Raw genomic sequence first — 14403 nt, forward strand, 5'->3', positions numbered from 1 at the left:
ACAGGGTAGCGAAGCGCGCCTGGGAGGCCCGGCCCCCTGCGTCGCGGGATGCGCTACTGGTCGCGCGGCTTGAGCCGGACCGTCGGAAGGGCCGGCGCGGGCAGCGGCGCCTCACCGTGCGACTCGGGCACGAAGCCGAAGCGGCCGTCGGCCGGCCGGTCGCCCAGGATCGCCTGCGCCTGCCAGTCGGCGCGCGCCCGCACGATGTCGTCGTGGCTGCGGCCGACGAAGTTCCACCACATCACGATCGGCTCGCCGAGCGGCCGCCCGCCGAGGAGGATGAGGCGCGAAGCATCCGTCGCCGCAAGGCGCACCCGTGACCGGCCGGGCTCGAGGTAACCCAGCTCGCGGGCGGCGAGCGGCGACCCGTCGACGGTCACCGCGCCGTGGTCGACGAGCACGCCGTGCTCGAAGGAGGGATCGACCGCGAGGTCGATCCACGCGCCCGCCGGCAGCTCGAGCTGGGCGCCGAGCAGCGGGCTGTGGGTGTCCGTGTCCGCCGCGTGCTCGGGGTGGTCGAGCAGGGCGCCGACGAAGACGAAGGTGCGGATCGGCACGCCGGCATCCGTCAGCAGGTCGAACGGCGCGGGCTCGGTGTGCTCGAACGACGGCGGCCGGTCGCGTTCGGCGTCGGGCAGCATCAGCCACAGCTGCACCCCGTGCAGCACCGTCGTCTCCGGCGTCGAGTACTCGGTGTGCGAGATGCCGTGCCCGGCGGTCATCAGGTTGAGCTCGCCCGGCCGCACCAGCGCGTGCGAGCCCACCGAGTCGCGGTGCTCGATCTCGCCGCGGAACAGCCAGGACACGGTCTGCAGCCCGATGTGCGGGTGCGGCGGAACGTTCATCCCGCCGGTGAGCGACACGTCGTCGGGGCCGTAGTGGTCGATGAAGCACCACGCCCCGATGGTCGAGCGGCGGCGCTGCGGCAGGGTGCGGTACACGGTCATCGCCCGCGGCCCGCCGAGCGGCACTTCGCGCGGTTCGAGGAGCACCATGGGCCTCGCCTCCGCCCCGTCGGCGACGCACTCCGCGACCGTCTCGGCCGGCTCCCGCTCGAGATTGCTCACGCTGCCGTAGCCTACGCTTCCACCCAGGTTCCCCCTTCTAAGATCGTGCGCATGCGCCCCTCGAGATCCCGCCTTCTCGCGACCCTCGCGGTGGCGGCCGGGGCGGTTCTCGTGCTGGCGGGCTGCGGTTCACACGCATCCGTCTCGACCAAGCCGGTCGAGAGCTACAAGGGCGAGCCGAAAGGGGTCGAGGCGCCCGCGTCGAGCGCCGGCGGCGCGCCGTGGGCCGTGTGGATGACGAAGGACGGCGACGAGTTCGCGGTCGTCCTGTACGGCTCCGACAAGTGCCCGCCGAAGGCCACGGGCTACAAGGTCACGGCGCCCGACGAGATCACCATCAAGGTCGCGAAGCAGGCGGATTCGTGCACCGACGGCTACTCGCCGTGGACCACGGTGTTCGACACCCCGTCGAATCTCGACCGCTACGTGCACATCCAGTTCACCGCGCAGGACACGCACTTCTACCTCGCCCCGGTGAAGAAGAAGAAGTAGGCGGCCGCCGCCGGTCGACTCACGCGCCCGGGTGAATGGAGACCAGACCAAAGCGCGCGAATAACGCCTGGGGCGAACAGGGCCGCGCTCGCCGGGGAGCGCTGGTTACCCTCGATGTATCGGAGCCGACCCACGGGTCTGGCAAGGCTTCGACGAGGAGTGACACATGTTTGAGAGGTTCACAGACCGAGCCCGTCGGGTCGTCGTCTTGGCGCAGGAAGAGGCCAAGATGCTCAACCACAACTACATCGGCACCGAGCACATCCTGCTCGGGCTGATCCACGAGGGCGAGGGTGTCGCAGCCAAGGCTCTCGAGTCGCTCGGTATCTCTCTCGATGCCGTGCGCGAGCAGGTTCAGGACATCATCGGCCAGGGTCAGCAGCAGCCGACCGGGCACATCCCGTTCACCCCGCGCGCGAAGAAGGTGCTGGAGCTGTCGCTGCGCGAGGCGCTGCAGCTCGGCCACAACTACATCGGCACCGAGCACATCCTGCTCGGGCTCATCCGCGAGGGCGAGGGCGTCGCCGCCCAGGTGCTCGTGAAGCTCGGCGCAGACCTGAACCGCGTGCGCCAGCAGGTCATCCAGCTGCTGTCCGGCTACCAGGGCAAGGAGCAGGTGCAGGTCGGCGCGAACGAGCAGCAGGGCGCGCAGGGCGGCTCGCAGATCCTCGACCAGTTCGGCCGCAACCTGACCCAGGCCGCCCGCGAGGGCAAGCTCGACCCGGTGATCGGGCGCGAGAAGGAGATCGAGCGCGTGATGCAGATCCTGTCGCGCCGCTCCAAGAACAACCCCGTGCTGATCGGCGAGCCCGGCGTCGGCAAGACCGCCGTCGTCGAGGGCCTCGCCCAGGCGATCGTCTCCGGCAACGTGCCCGAGACGCTGAAGGACAAGCAGCTCTACACGCTCGACCTCGGGTCGCTGATCGCGGGCTCCCGCTACCGCGGCGACTTCGAGGAGCGCCTGAAGAAGGTGACGAAGGAGATCCGCACCCGCGGCGACATCATCACCTTCATCGACGAGATCCACACGCTCGTCGGCGCGGGCGCGGCGGAGGGCGCGATCGACGCCGCGTCGATCCTGAAGCCGCTGCTGGCCCGCGGCGAGCTCCAGACCATCGGCGCCACCACCATCGACGAGTACCGCAAGCACTTCGAGAAGGACGCCGCGCTGGAGCGCCGCTTCCAGCCCATCCAGGTGGCCGAGCCGTCGCTGCCGCACGCGATCAACATCCTGAAGGGGCTGCGCGACCGCTACGAGGCGCACCACAAGGTCTCGATCACGGATGGCGCGATCGTCGCCGCCGCGAACCTGAGCGACCGCTACATCAGCGACCGCTTCCTGCCCGACAAGGCCATCGACCTGATCGACGAGGCGGGCGCCCGCCTGCGCCTGTCGATCCTGTCGGCGCCGCCCGAGCTGCGCGAGTTCGACGAGAAGATCGCCGCCGTGCGCGAGAAGAAGGAAGCGGCGATCGAGGAGCAGGACTTCGAGAAGGCCGCGGCGCTGCGCGACGAGGAGAAGAACCTGCTCGGCGAGCGGCTGCGCCTCGAGAAGCAGTGGAAGTCCGGCGACGTGAAGACCACCGCCGAGGTCGATGAGGGTCTCATCGCCGAGGTGCTGGCGCAGGCCACGGGCATCCCGGTGTTCAAGCTCACCGAGGAGGAGTCTTCGCGGCTCGTCTTCATGGAGAAGGCGCTGCACGAGCGCGTCATCGGCCAGGAGGAGGCCATCTCGGCCCTTTCCAAGACGATCCGCCGCACCCGCGCCGGCCTCAAGGACCCACACCGCCCGTCGGGCTCGTTCATCTTCGCCGGCCCCACCGGCGTCGGGAAGACCGAGCTCGCCAAGGCGCTCGCCGAGTTCCTGTTCGACGACGAGTCGGCGATGATCTCGCTCGACATGTCGGAGTACGGCGAGAAGCACACCGTCTCGCGGCTGTTCGGCGCCCCTCCGGGCTTCGTCGGCTTCGAGGAGGGCGGTCAGCTCACCGAGAAGGTGCGCCGCAAGCCGTTCTCGGTCGTGCTCTTCGACGAGATCGAGAAGGCACACCCGGACATCTTCAACTCGCTGCTGCAGATCCTCGAAGAGGGTCGCCTGACCGACGGTCAGGGCCGCGTGGTCGACTTCAAGAACACGGTCATCATCATGACGACCAACCTGGGCACCTCCGCGATCAGCGGCGGCCCGGTCGGCTTCCAGCTCGAGGGCGAGAGCTCGAACGCGTACGACAACATGCGCGCCAAGGTGAACGAGGAGCTGAAGAAGAACTTCAAGCCCGAGTTCCTGAACCGCGTGGACGACATCATCGTCTTCCCGCAGCTGACCAAGGACGAGCTGCGCCAGATCGTCGACCTGTTCATCAGGCGCCTCGGCACCCGCATGCTGGACCGCGACCTGACGGTCGAGATCACGCAGCCCGCCAAGGACCGCCTGATCGAGATCGGCTTCGACCCGACGCTCGGCGCCCGCCCGCTGCGTCGCGCCGTGCAGCGCGAGGTGGAGGATCGTCTCTCCGAGAAGATCCTCGCCGGCGAGCTGAACGCGGGCGACCACGTGGTGGTCGACTTCGTCGACGGCGACTTCGCCTTCGACATCTCGCCCCGCGGCGAGAAGGTCGGCTCCATCGCGAGCGGCGGCGCGCACGCTGCGACGCCGGATCTGGCGATCACCAGCGACTGAGTTGGTTTGGTTCGCCGGTCCCCGCCCGGCGAACGGCAGTCGGCTTGCGCGATCCATGCGTTCGGCGGCGGCCAAGCCGCCGCCTGGCAGAGCCGGTGACGAAGGGCCTGCACCCGCTGGTCGACTCACGCGAAGCGTGAATGGAGACCTGCGGGTGCGGGCCCTTAGCCGTGTAAGCGCGCGTGAAAGCGCCGCGCAAGTGACGTGAAAGCGGGCCTTGGTCCAATGGTCGACATGACCACTTCGACCATCGCACCCACCCGCTCCTACGCCTCGCTGCGTGCGGCGTGGATCCCCCTCACCGCGCTGTGCCTCGCGTTCTTCGTCGAGATGGTCGACAACACGCTGCTGAGCGTCGCGTTGCCGACCATCGGCCGCAGCCTCGGCGGCAGCACGACCGCCCTGCAGTGGGTGACCGGCGCGTATTCGCTCACCTTCGGCGGGCTGCTGCTCACCGCCGGCTCGATCGCCGACCGCTTCGGGCGCAAGCGCGTGCTGCTCGTCGGGCTCGCGGCGTTCGGCCTGATCAGCCTGCTGGTGGTCGGGGTGCACTCGACCGGCGAGCTGATCGCGGTGCGCGCCGCGCTCGGAATCGCCGCCGCGGCGATGGCGCCCATCACCAACTCCCTCGTCTTCCGGCTGTTCGAGGGAGAGGCGGAGCGGATGCGCGCGATGACGCTCATGATCGTCGTCGGCATGAGCGGATTCATCCTCGGCCCGCTCCTCGGCGGCACGGCGCTCGCGCACATTCCGTGGCAGTGGCTGCTGGTCGTGAACGCGCCCATCGCGCTGATCGCCGTGATCGGCGTGCTGCGCGGCGTCGCCCCCGACCGCCGCGAAGACCTCACGGCCGACAAGCTCGACCTGCCCGGCGCCATCCTCAGCATCATCACGATCGGCCTGGCCTGCTACACCGCCACGAGCGGCGTCGAGAACGGATGGCTCTCCGCGGCGACCCTCGCCTCGGCACTCGGGGCGCTGTGCGCCCTCGCCGCCTTCATCTGGCACGAGCGCCGCACGCCCGCGCCGATGCTCGACCTCAGCATGTTCCGCAATGCGACGATCCGCGGCGCCGTGCTCGCGGAGATCGGCACCGCGGTCGCGATGGCCGGCGTCATGTTCGGGCTCGTGCTGCACTTCCAGTACGCCTACGGCTGGAGCCCGGTGAAGGCCGGCCTCGCGAACCTGCCGATGATCGTCACGATGGTCGCCGCCGCGCCGTTCTCGGAGTGGCTCGTGAAGCGCTTCGGTCACCGCGTCACCTGCCTCGTCGCGGCGGTGCTGCTCGCCGGTTCCATGGCCGGGCTCGCCTGGGGCGTGTTCCGCGGCTACCTGGTGATCGCGGTGTTCATGGTCACCTTCACCCTCGGTCTGCGCACCGTCATGACCGTCTGCGGCGTCGCGCTCGTGGGCGCCATGCCCGCCAACCGCACGTCGATGGGCGCGGCGCTCAACGACACCGCGCAGGAGATCGGCACCAGCGTCGGCACGGCCGTCGTCGGCACCCTCATCGCCGCCCTGGTCACCAAGGTGCTGCCCGCCGGGGTGTGGGGCCACGCGCTCGTGCTGTCGTTCTTCTCCGGCGAGCGGGTCACCTACGGCGCGCTCGCGGTCATCGTCGGCCTGATCGCCGGGTGGGGCGCCCTCACCCTGACCGACTCGAAGGACACCGAGGAGCACCCCGCCGAGGCGTGAGGCTCGGCGCCCGGCCATTGCGCGCCTCGGATCCGCACTGCGCTACTCGGATCCGGGGCGCGCAGCGCGGATCCGAGTAGCGCACGTGGAGGCGACGACCGAAGCCGGGGCGCGCAGCGCGGATCCGAGTAGCGCACCGGGCGCGCCGGGGCGGATACGGTGGGGGGATGGGCGACTACACGGTGCGGCGCGCGCGCACGAGCGATGTCCGCGGCATCCGTGACCTGATCTCGCCGCTCGTCGACGAGCGCATCCTGCTCGGCAAGGAGCTCGTCACCCTGTACGAGTCCGTGCAGGAGTTCCGTGTCGTCGACGACGCAGCCGGCCGGCTGATCGGCTGCGGCGCCCTGCACGTGATGTGGGAGGACCTCGGCGAGGTGCGCACCCTCGCGACCGCCGCCGACTACCGCGGCAAGGGAGTCGGCCACGCGCTCGTCGAGGCGCTCGAGGCGGACGCCCGCAACCTCGGCCTGAGCAGGCTGTTCTGCCTCACCTTCGAGGTCGAGTTCTTCCGCCGGCAAGGATTCGTCGAGATGGGCGAGCAGGTGGTCGACCCGCAGGTGTACGCCGAGCTGCTGCGCTCGCACGACGAGGGCGTCGCCGAGTTCCTCGACCTCGCCCGGGTGAAGCCGAACACGCTGGGCAACACCCGCATGATCAAGCACCTCTGACCGCGGCCGAGCCGCGCCCCGCCGCCTCAGTGCGAGTAGACGTACGCGAGCAGGTACGCGCGCGAGTCGGCGGTGTCGATGGCCGCGTCGGGCAGGGTGCGCGCGGCGGCGCGCGCGGCATCCGCGGTCGCTCCCCCCGCGAGGGAGAGATACATCAGCAAATAGTCGCCGAACTGCCCGGTCTCGTCCGACGCGCCCACCGACTGGACGGCCGCTTTCTCGCGCGCCGCCGTCGAGGTCAGGTAGGTCGAGACGGGACTCATCGGGATGAGCTGGATGCCGAGCACGGCGACGGGGTCGGCCGTGAACCAGGTCGCGAAGTCTCGCTTGCCGCCCCAGTCGATGCCGACGACCGAGTGCTCGAAGCCGGCGAACTGCGACACCTCCGGGTAGACCTGATAGCTGCGAGCGACGGATGCCTCGTTCGACAGCAGCCACACCGCTTCGCGCTGCACGTCGCTCTGGCCGGTCGCCGAGCCCCACAGGGCGAGGGCGTTCCACGCGTTCACCGCCTCGGAGGAGGACTCCTGGTTGTTGCCGTCGGCGAACGGCGAGTACCCGGACGCCCAGGAGTGCCCGAAGTAGGGGTCGTAGACGCGGCGGGTGGGCAGCTTGCTGCTTCCGCTGCCCGCGATGTCGGCGGCGACCGCGTCGAAGACGGGCTTGAGCTTCGGGATGGTCGCCTTGTCGTGCTGGGCGAGCACCGCGGCCGCGTAGAGCAGGTAGCCGTAGTGGAAGTGGTGGTCGTTGAACTGGTCGGAGCCGTAGCTTGCCGCGAGCCCCACCACGCCCCGCACGGCCGGGTCGTAGACGAAGCAATGGGTGGCCCGTGTGGTGCAGCCGCTCACGTCGGCCCACTGCAGCATGTCGGTGCGCAGCTGCGAGGTCAGCGACGCGGCGATGGAGCTCTGGCCGAGCTGCGTGGCGAGGGTGAGCAGGTTGGCGATGCGGTACAGCGCCTTGCCGCCGCCGTAGGTGTCATCCGGGATCGTGACCCGGGTGGCCGCGTCCTTCTTCAGCTGTGCGACGACGGTCGACTTCTGCGCGGCGGTGAGGGCGGAGAGGTCGAGGGAGCTGCTCGGGGTCTGCCGGGAGACGTGCCACGTGAGGGTGCTGGAGGCGCACAGCCTCATGGTTCCGTAGACGGTCGCGTAGCTGCCCAGGGTGCACCCCTTCGTGGTGAGTCCCGCGGACTGGTGCGGCAGCACTCCGACCACCGTGCGGCCGCTGCCGGTGTTGTAGCCGAGCGAGGTCGAGACGGTCTTGTCGGCGACGTCGTAGGAGGTGCTCACGGAGGTGACGACGCCGGTCGCCGCGGCGGCGACCGCTGCAGCTGAGCCGCCCGTGGGCACCGGGAACCACCGCACGCTCGCGCCCTTCGCCAGCTTCACCCGCCGGCCGCCGACCGCACCGTCGGTTCCGAGGGCTGCGTACCGGGTGGTGCCGACCGTCGCCTGCGCGACCCCGTCGCGGTCGGCGAAGGAGACCGAGGACGCCAGCGTCGTCGCCCGCGCGGCGGTGAAGGTCACGAACGGCGACCCCTCGGCGATGAGCACCCGGCCGATCGCGGCGCCCGCGCTGTCGCGCAGCTCCACGGTGACGGAGACCTCGTCGTAGCGCACGACGACCGCCTTGGCCGCCCCCGCTGCGATCGTCACGTCGGGGCGGTAGCCTCCGGCGATGGTGTTCGCCGTGGCGGTGACGAGGGGCAGCCCGAAGGCGAAGCCGTCGGAGGTCAGCCCGAACGACAGCGGGCTGGGGAACACCGGCTCGGGCGACGAGCCGAAGACCAGGCCCGAGAACCACCGGTTCGTCGGCGGCACCAGGCCGTCGGCGAGACGCGTGGCCGGCGCCGCCGCCACCGAGCGCTGCGGCAGCTTCGCGAGCGTCGACGTCACGTCGGCGCCGGACAGCACCTCGGCCGACGTGCCCGTGACGTTCGTTGCGGCCGTTTCGGTCGAAGTCGGCGCGGCGGCGGTGCACCCGGTGACGGCCGCGAGGGCGGCGATCACGGCTGCGGCGGCCACGGTGCGAAGCATCCGTTGGACATTGGGGGCGATCCTCACGGAAGCAGGCCGATCGAGCGGGCGAAGCCGCGCAGAGTGTCGAGAGGGCCGCTGAACACGCCGTCGTCGTGCAGGGCGATGGAGACCTGGACGGGCGTGCCGGGGCTTTGCAGGCCGAGGTCGCCGTGGTCGACCAGGCCCTTCACGGCGATCTTCGCGGTCGTCACCGCCTGCCCCGCCTCGGTGCGCACCTCGAGCGACTCGACGTGCCCCTTCAGGTCGCGCTGGTTCGGCAGGGTCACGGTCGCAGCGGCGCCGGGCAGGATGCGGGCGTAGTCCTGCGGCGACAGGGTGAGTTCGGCGCGCACGTAGAGCGAGTCGTCCTCATCCACGGTCGCGATGGTCTGCCCCGCGGTGGCGAAACCGCCGGCCGGCACGTTGAGGTCGGCGACGCTTCCGTCGGCGGTCGCGAGCAGCGTGGTCACGCCGTCCGTGGTCACGGAGTAGGGCGTCTTGGCGTTCTTGGACAGCAGGGCGTCGGTCTGAGTGGGGCGCACGTCGATCAGCCGGTCGCCCTTCTTCACGTGCCCTCCCTGCTGCACGTACACGTGCGTCACCACGCCGCCGAAGGTGGAGCCGACGGGGTAGCTCAGCGCCTCGATCGAGGCGGACTCGCTCGTCGCGTGCGAGACGCGCTGCGTGAACACGACCGTCAGCACGGCGACCAGCAGGATCACCGAGACGACGCCGCCGAGCAGTTTGAGGCGTGCGATCCAGGTCATGACATCGCTCCCTCGGCGTGCTCGGGTCGGGCGACCACCGTGATCGGCCGGTTGAGCGGGGCGGCCTGCGCCGGCGCGCGGGTGGGCACGGCTGCCGCGTGGGCGGCGAGCGGATGCCGGATCCGATGCGCTTCACGGGTTGCGGCCACCAGGAACGCGCCGAGGATGAGCGTGTTCGTGATGTTCCACGCGGTGGCCAGCGTGAGCCCGCCGTTGTCGACGTCGCGCGTGATGGCCACGAACGAGGTGAGCGCGAGGAAGACGAAGAACATCACCTGCGGGGCGATGAATTCGAACGGGGAGCGCTGCTTGGCGGTGCCGGTCGACTGCCAGGCCTGGTCGGTGCCGGTGAGCACGTTGAGCAGGGCCTTGGTGTAGATGGGGAAGGAGACGGTGGCGAGGGTCAGGGTCTGCCACTTGAAGGTGCCCTGGGTGAACAGCGCCAGCACGATCTGGAGCCCGTAGAAGCCGCCGTAGTACAGCACCCACTGCAGCGGGGTGATGGAGAGGTTCATGGGGCGCAGGTCGAAGTAGATCTCGAGCGGCGGCACCAGGATCAGCAGCAACGGCGCGATGCCCGTCAGGTAGAAGGTGGCGGTGACGAAGTACTGCAGCCGCTGGTCCATGGTCAGGCGCCGCCGGGGGCTGAACGGATTGTGCGTGAAGAGGATCTCGAAGCCGCCGGTGGCCCAGCGCAGCTGCTGCTTGCTGTACGCCTCGATCGTCTCGGGCGCGTCGCCGATGGCGAGCACGGTGGGGATGTACATCGAGCGCCAGCCGGCCTCGTGCAGCATCAGCGAGGTCCACACGTCTTCGCTTTTCGAGTCGGTGTACATGCCGCCGACCTCGTCGATGGCGCTGCGGCGGAAGACCACGTTGGTGCCGACGCAGAATGCGGCGTTGAAGCGGTTCCGGCCCGGCTGCACGTAGCGGTAGAACATCGACTGCATGTAGGCAGCACCGGTGGAGATCGTGGTCGTGAGGTTGCCGTAGGTCTGCGGCGTCTGCACGAAGGCGATGTCCGGTTCGGCGAAGAACGGCAGAGTCTCGTAGAGAAAGGTGGGCGCTGGGGCGAAGTCGGCGTCGAAGATGGCGAAATAGTCGCCCTTCGCGATGGACAGCGCGTGGTTCACGTTCCCGGCCTTGGCGCCGTTGCGCGACAGCCGCCGCACGTAGCGCGCGCCGAGTTCCTCGGCCAGCTGCTTGACCTCGTCCGAGTGCCCGTCGTCGAGCACCCAGGTGCGGTGCTTGCCGTGCACGGCGATCGCGGCGGTGACGGTTCGGCGGACGGTCTCTAGATCTTCGCCGTAGACGGTGACGAACAGGTCGATGTCGACGACGCGCCCCGCCAGCTGCACGGGCCACTGCTCGGGGCATTCGGCGCCGAGGCCGAGGCGGTGCTCGCGGCGCTGCTCGTCGGTGAGCTTGGGCCGGATGAACATCACGGCCTGCGCGCGGTAGAACGCGAAGCCGCGCGGGTCGGGAACGGCCGACAGGATCGTCCACATCGAGACGAGCGCGTGGAACACGAGCACGCTCTCGGCGGAGATCACCATCGCGTACGGCACGATGTTGCCGCGGTGGGCCGGGTTGAGCAGGAAGCCGGCGTAGGCCAGTACACCTGCCGTGCACAGCAGCACGAGCAGAACGGTGAGGGGGGAGTGGGAAAGCGGCCGTGCCGGGCGGGTGGGCCCGGGGCCGTCGAGTGGGCGCGCCATCGATCCTCTAACGGGCGAGTCGGGTGCTGCGGAGGGGAGTCGCTCGCCTTTCGGCTCGACGCCGACCGGAGAGCGGGGGCAACGTCGCCTAGCTGAGGTTTCATCATAAATGGCGGTCCGCGGGGCGCAAGCCCGCGCCGCAGGGGTTTACGCGCTGTTAACGGGCGCCCGTCGGGACGGGCGTCGCGGGCGCGGTGCGCGGTGCGCGCACGGCGGCCGGCGCCGGCGCCGGCGCGAGCGCGTGGCACGCGAGCTCGCGCAGCACCTCGAGCCCGTCGGGCGACAGCACCGACTCGAGGTGGCCCTGGATCGACGCGATCCCCGGCCCGCGCAGCGCGGTCACGACGCCCTCGGCGTCGACGGATGCCTCGAGCCGCAGCTCGGCGACGCGCGATCCCTGAGGAGCGGCCGGAGGCCGCGTCTCGAAGGGTGGTTCCTGAGGAGGGCGCGCAGCGCCCGTCTCGAAGGGTCGCGCCCCGAAGGTGTTGTAGAACCCGATGCGCGCCGGCCGCCCGAACACGTCGACCTCGAGCTGCACCCCCTGCCGCGGCGCGGGCAGCGGCTCGACCGGGAAGCCGGCCAGTTGCGCGAGCACCTGATGGCTCAGGCACACCGCGACGAGCGGAGCCCCGGACCTTGCCCGCTCGAGCAGCAGCGCGCGCAGCCGTGCGACGCGCCGGTCGGCGAGGTCGCGCGGGTCGCCAGGCCCCGGCCCGAACACGACGAGGTCGTCGCCCGAGACCGCATCGACCCGCGACCACCGCTCGAGCCGCACCCGCATGCCCAGGTGCCGCAGCTGGTGGGCGAGCATGGTCGTGAACTGATCCTCGTTGTCGATGACCAGCACCGAGCGCCCCTCGAGCAGCGGGTCGACGGCGGTGCCCTGCGGCTCGACCCAGAACGACGCCAGCCGCCGGTTGCGCTGCGCGAGCGCGGCGGCGACCTCGGCGTCGGCGGCGAGCGGCGCGGCGGGGGCGCTCCCTGAGGAGGGCGCGGAGCGCCCGTCTCGAAGGGCGGTCCCTGAGGAGCGGCCAGGGGCCGCGTCTCGAAGGGTGGTCCCTGAGGAGGGCGCGGAGCGCCCGTCTCGAAGGGGGGTCCCTGAGGAGCGGCCACCGGCCGCGTCTCGAAGGGTCGCACCTTCGCCCGACGCATCCGCTCGCGCCTCGATGAGACCGAGCGCGGCGAGCACGCCCGACGCCTTCGCGCGCGTCTCCGCCACCTCGCCCTCGGGGGTCGAGTGCCGCACGAGCGTCGCGCCGGCCGGCACCCGCAGCCGGCCGCCCTCGTCGAGGTAGGCGGTGCGGATGAGGATGGGGGCGTCGAGGGAGTAGGCGAGGGGCGCCGCTTGGTTTGGTCTCCATTCACGCTGACGCGTGAGTCGACCAGCGGAGGCAGAGGGCGGCGGCTCGAAGAGCGCGAGCACTCCTGAGTAGTAGCCGCGCGGCCGAGCCTCGTGGCGGGCGATCACGGCGCACGCGTTCTCCATCGGCGAGCCGGTCACGGTCGGGGCGAAGAGGGTGCGCCGCAGCGCCTCACGCACGTCGAGGTCGGTGGTGCCCTCGAGCAGGTACTCGGTGTGGGTGAGTCGCGACATCTGCTTGAGGTACGGCCCGAGGATGCGGCCGCCGCCGGGGCACACCGCGCTCATCATCTTCATCTCCTCGTCGACGACCATGAAGAGCTCCTCGCTCTCCTTCACGTCGGCGAGGAAGGCGAGCAGGCCGTCGCGGGTCGGGCCGCCGGCCGGGTGCCGGTACGTGCCGCTGATCGGGTTCATCACCGCGGTGCCGCCGCGCACCGTGAGGTGCCGTTCGGGCGTCGCGCCGACCATGGCGAGCGGATGGCTCCCGCCGGCGCCGCCCGGAGCGGGCAGGTGTACGGCGAAGGTCCAGTAGGCGCCCGACTCCCCGATCAGCAGGGCGCGCAACCAGCTGAGCAGAGCGGGTACGGCCGGGGCATCCGTCTGCCCCTCGAAGCTGCGGGAGATGACGAAGTTGGCGCCCTCGCCGCGGCCGATCTCGTCGTCGATCACGCGCCGCACGATGCGCGCGTACTCGTCGTCGGGGATGTCGAAGCCGAGCGGGCGGGCCGGCGCGGGGGTCTGCGGCAGCAGCGCGAGCGCCGCGTCGAGGTCGACGCGCTCGCTCTCGCGCACGATCAGGCAGCGCATCGGCGCGCCGTCGTCGCAGGCGGCGAAGCCGCGCTCGCGGATCTGCCGGTACGGCACCGCGGCCAGCACCGGGCCGCCGTCGAGCGGGATGTCGGCGAGCGCGTCGACGTCGACGACGTCGCCGGTGAGCACGTCGAGCTCGGGGGAGCCGTGGCGGCGCAGCACCGCGAACGGCAGCGCGTCGGCGCCCGTGAGGAGGCGGGAGAGCAGGTCGGTCATGGCAGATCCTTGTCTGCCGCCGATCGGGAGACCGCCCCCGACATGCGAGACGACCGCCCGGTCAGGCGGTCGTCGTTGCGTTTCGTGCGCGCGTCGGTCCGCCTAGGAGGCGGGCCACCAGTTCTGGTGCAGACGCGTGCGCATGCCTCGACCCTAACCCCCGCCGCGGGTGCGCGGCAACCGGCGGCGCGCCTCGGCAGGCGGCCCGGCGCCCCCGGTTAATCTGCCCTCATGTCGACGATCAAGCACCCCGTCGGCCGCCGGTCGCCGCGCGTGTACTGGCGTCGCAGGATCGTGGTGCTGCTCGGCCTCCTCGCCGTGATCGCGGTCGTGGTGCTGATCGTGACGCGGCCCGGATCGCACGGGGGAGCGCAGGGCGAGGCGCCGCACGCGTCCGCGGCGTCGGCTGCGCCATCCGCTTCTCACACGTCGTCGACGGCCGCCACGGCGACGCCGACCGCCTCGAGCACGCCCACCCCGACCGCGCGCGCCGCGGGCCAGCCGTGCCAGGCGAGCGACATCGACATCGAGGCGCTGACGGATGCCTCGCACTACGGCTCCGACCAGCAGCCGCTGCTCTCCTTCTCCATCACGAACACCGGAAGCGTGATGTGCACCATCGACGTCGGCACGGCCGTGCAGGTCTACACGATCTCGAGCGGCAGCGACGTGTACTGGCGCTCGACCGACTGCCAGAAGAACCCCGAGCACACCGAGATCAAGCTGCAGCCGAACAAGACCCTCACCTCGACCCCGATCGCATGGGACCGCACCCGGTCGTCGACGACGACGTGCTCGGGCAAACGCCCTGCCGCACCGGCCGGCGGCTCGTCGTACCACCTGAAGGTCACGGTCGACGGCATCGCGTCGCGGCAGAGCAAGCAGTTCCTGCTCGACGGGTGA

Annotated in this window: 10 protein-coding genes; 5 read left to right on the top strand and 5 right to left on the bottom strand. The window is 70.8% G+C overall.

Features of this window, described 5'->3' with window-relative positions:
* Positions 1-53: 53 nt before the first annotated feature.
* Positions 54-1067, bottom strand: coding sequence for a pirin family protein (locus tag H563_RS0112545; RefSeq protein WP_027479420.1), 1014 nt, complete (start codon positions 1065-1067; stop codon positions 54-56).
* 51 nt (positions 1068-1118) lie between these two features.
* On the opposite strand from H563_RS0112545, the gene H563_RS16620 reads away from it, so the two are divergent.
* From H563_RS16620 to H563_RS0112565, 4 genes are all read left to right on the top strand, one after another.
* Positions 1119-1559: a YgdI/YgdR family lipoprotein gene (locus H563_RS16620; RefSeq protein WP_022882949.1), complete on the top strand. Its 441-nt coding sequence runs from the start codon at positions 1119-1121 to the stop codon at positions 1557-1559.
* A gap of 166 nt (positions 1560-1725) precedes the next feature.
* Positions 1726-4239 (top strand): ATP-dependent Clp protease ATP-binding subunit, encoded by a 2514-nt coding sequence (locus H563_RS0112555; RefSeq protein ID WP_022882950.1) that lies wholly within the window; start codon positions 1726-1728, stop codon positions 4237-4239.
* A gap of 234 nt (positions 4240-4473) precedes the next feature.
* Positions 4474-5934 (top strand): MFS transporter, encoded by a 1461-nt coding sequence (locus tag H563_RS0112560; protein ID WP_081416297.1) that lies wholly within the window; start codon positions 4474-4476, stop codon positions 5932-5934.
* A gap of 167 nt (positions 5935-6101) precedes the next feature.
* Positions 6102-6605 (top strand): amino-acid N-acetyltransferase, encoded by a 504-nt coding sequence (locus H563_RS0112565; protein WP_022882952.1) that lies wholly within the window; start codon positions 6102-6104, stop codon positions 6603-6605.
* A 26-nt stretch (positions 6606-6631) separates the two neighbouring features.
* Here H563_RS0112565 and H563_RS16625 read toward each other — a convergent pair whose 3' ends face one another.
* The 4 genes from H563_RS16625 to H563_RS17485 all read right to left on the bottom strand — a co-directional run bounded on the left by H563_RS16625 (position 6632) and on the right by H563_RS17485 (position 13500).
* Positions 6632-8644 (bottom strand): glycosyl hydrolase, encoded by a 2013-nt coding sequence (locus H563_RS16625; RefSeq protein WP_022882953.1) that lies wholly within the window; start codon positions 8642-8644, stop codon positions 6632-6634.
* A gap of 23 nt (positions 8645-8667) precedes the next feature.
* Positions 8668-9393 (bottom strand): HlyD family efflux transporter periplasmic adaptor subunit, encoded by a 726-nt coding sequence (locus H563_RS0112575; RefSeq protein ID WP_022882954.1) that lies wholly within the window; start codon positions 9391-9393, stop codon positions 8668-8670.
* The gene (locus H563_RS16630; protein ID WP_022882955.1) at positions 9390-11111 is read right to left on the bottom strand and encodes a glycosyltransferase family 2 protein; all 1722 of its coding nucleotides are present in this window, start codon (positions 11109-11111) and stop codon (positions 9390-9392) included. The genes H563_RS0112575 and H563_RS16630 overlap by 4 nt, the downstream gene beginning before the upstream one ends.
* A gap of 157 nt (positions 11112-11268) precedes the next feature.
* Positions 11269-13500 carry an anthranilate synthase family protein gene (locus H563_RS17485; RefSeq protein ID WP_022882956.1) on the bottom strand — a complete coding sequence of 744 codons (2232 nt, stop codon included), beginning with the start codon at positions 13498-13500 and terminating at the stop codon, positions 11269-11271.
* A gap of 231 nt (positions 13501-13731) precedes the next feature.
* On the opposite strand from H563_RS17485, the gene H563_RS0112590 reads away from it, so the two are divergent.
* Positions 13732-14403 (top strand): hypothetical protein, encoded by a 672-nt coding sequence (locus tag H563_RS0112590; protein WP_022882957.1) that lies wholly within the window; start codon positions 13732-13734, stop codon positions 14401-14403.

The organism is Gryllotalpicola ginsengisoli DSM 22003 (assembly GCF_000419445.1).
Taxonomy (GTDB): domain Bacteria; phylum Actinomycetota; class Actinomycetes; order Actinomycetales; family Microbacteriaceae; genus Gryllotalpicola; species Gryllotalpicola ginsengisoli.

Bases quoted from the DNA above. Each gene is read 5' to 3' on its own strand.
- H563_RS16620 (WP_022882949.1), top strand. From the start codon at position 1,119: ATGCGCCCCTCGAGATCCCGCCTTCTCGCGACCCTCGCGGTGGCGGCC.
- H563_RS0112555 (WP_022882950.1), top strand. From the start codon at position 1,726: ATGTTTGAGAGGTTCACAGACCGAGCCCGTCGGGTCGTCGTCTTGGCG.
- H563_RS0112560 (WP_081416297.1), top strand. From the start codon at position 4,474: ATGACCACTTCGACCATCGCACCCACCCGCTCCTACGCCTCGCTGCGT.
- H563_RS0112565 (WP_022882952.1), top strand. From the start codon at position 6,102: ATGGGCGACTACACGGTGCGGCGCGCGCGCACGAGCGATGTCCGCGGC.
- H563_RS16625 (WP_022882953.1), bottom strand. From the start codon at position 8,644: ATGCTTCGCACCGTGGCCGCCGCAGCCGTGATCGCCGCCCTCGCGGCC.
- H563_RS0112575 (WP_022882954.1), bottom strand. From the start codon at position 9,393: ATGACCTGGATCGCACGCCTCAAACTGCTCGGCGGCGTCGTCTCGGTG.
- H563_RS16630 (WP_022882955.1), bottom strand. From the start codon at position 11,111: ATGGCGCGCCCACTCGACGGCCCCGGGCCCACCCGCCCGGCACGGCCG.
- H563_RS17485 (WP_022882956.1), bottom strand. From the start codon at position 13,500: ATGACCGACCTGCTCTCCCGCCTCCTCACGGGCGCCGACGCGCTGCCG.
- H563_RS0112590 (WP_022882957.1), top strand. From the start codon at position 13,732: ATGTCGACGATCAAGCACCCCGTCGGCCGCCGGTCGCCGCGCGTGTAC.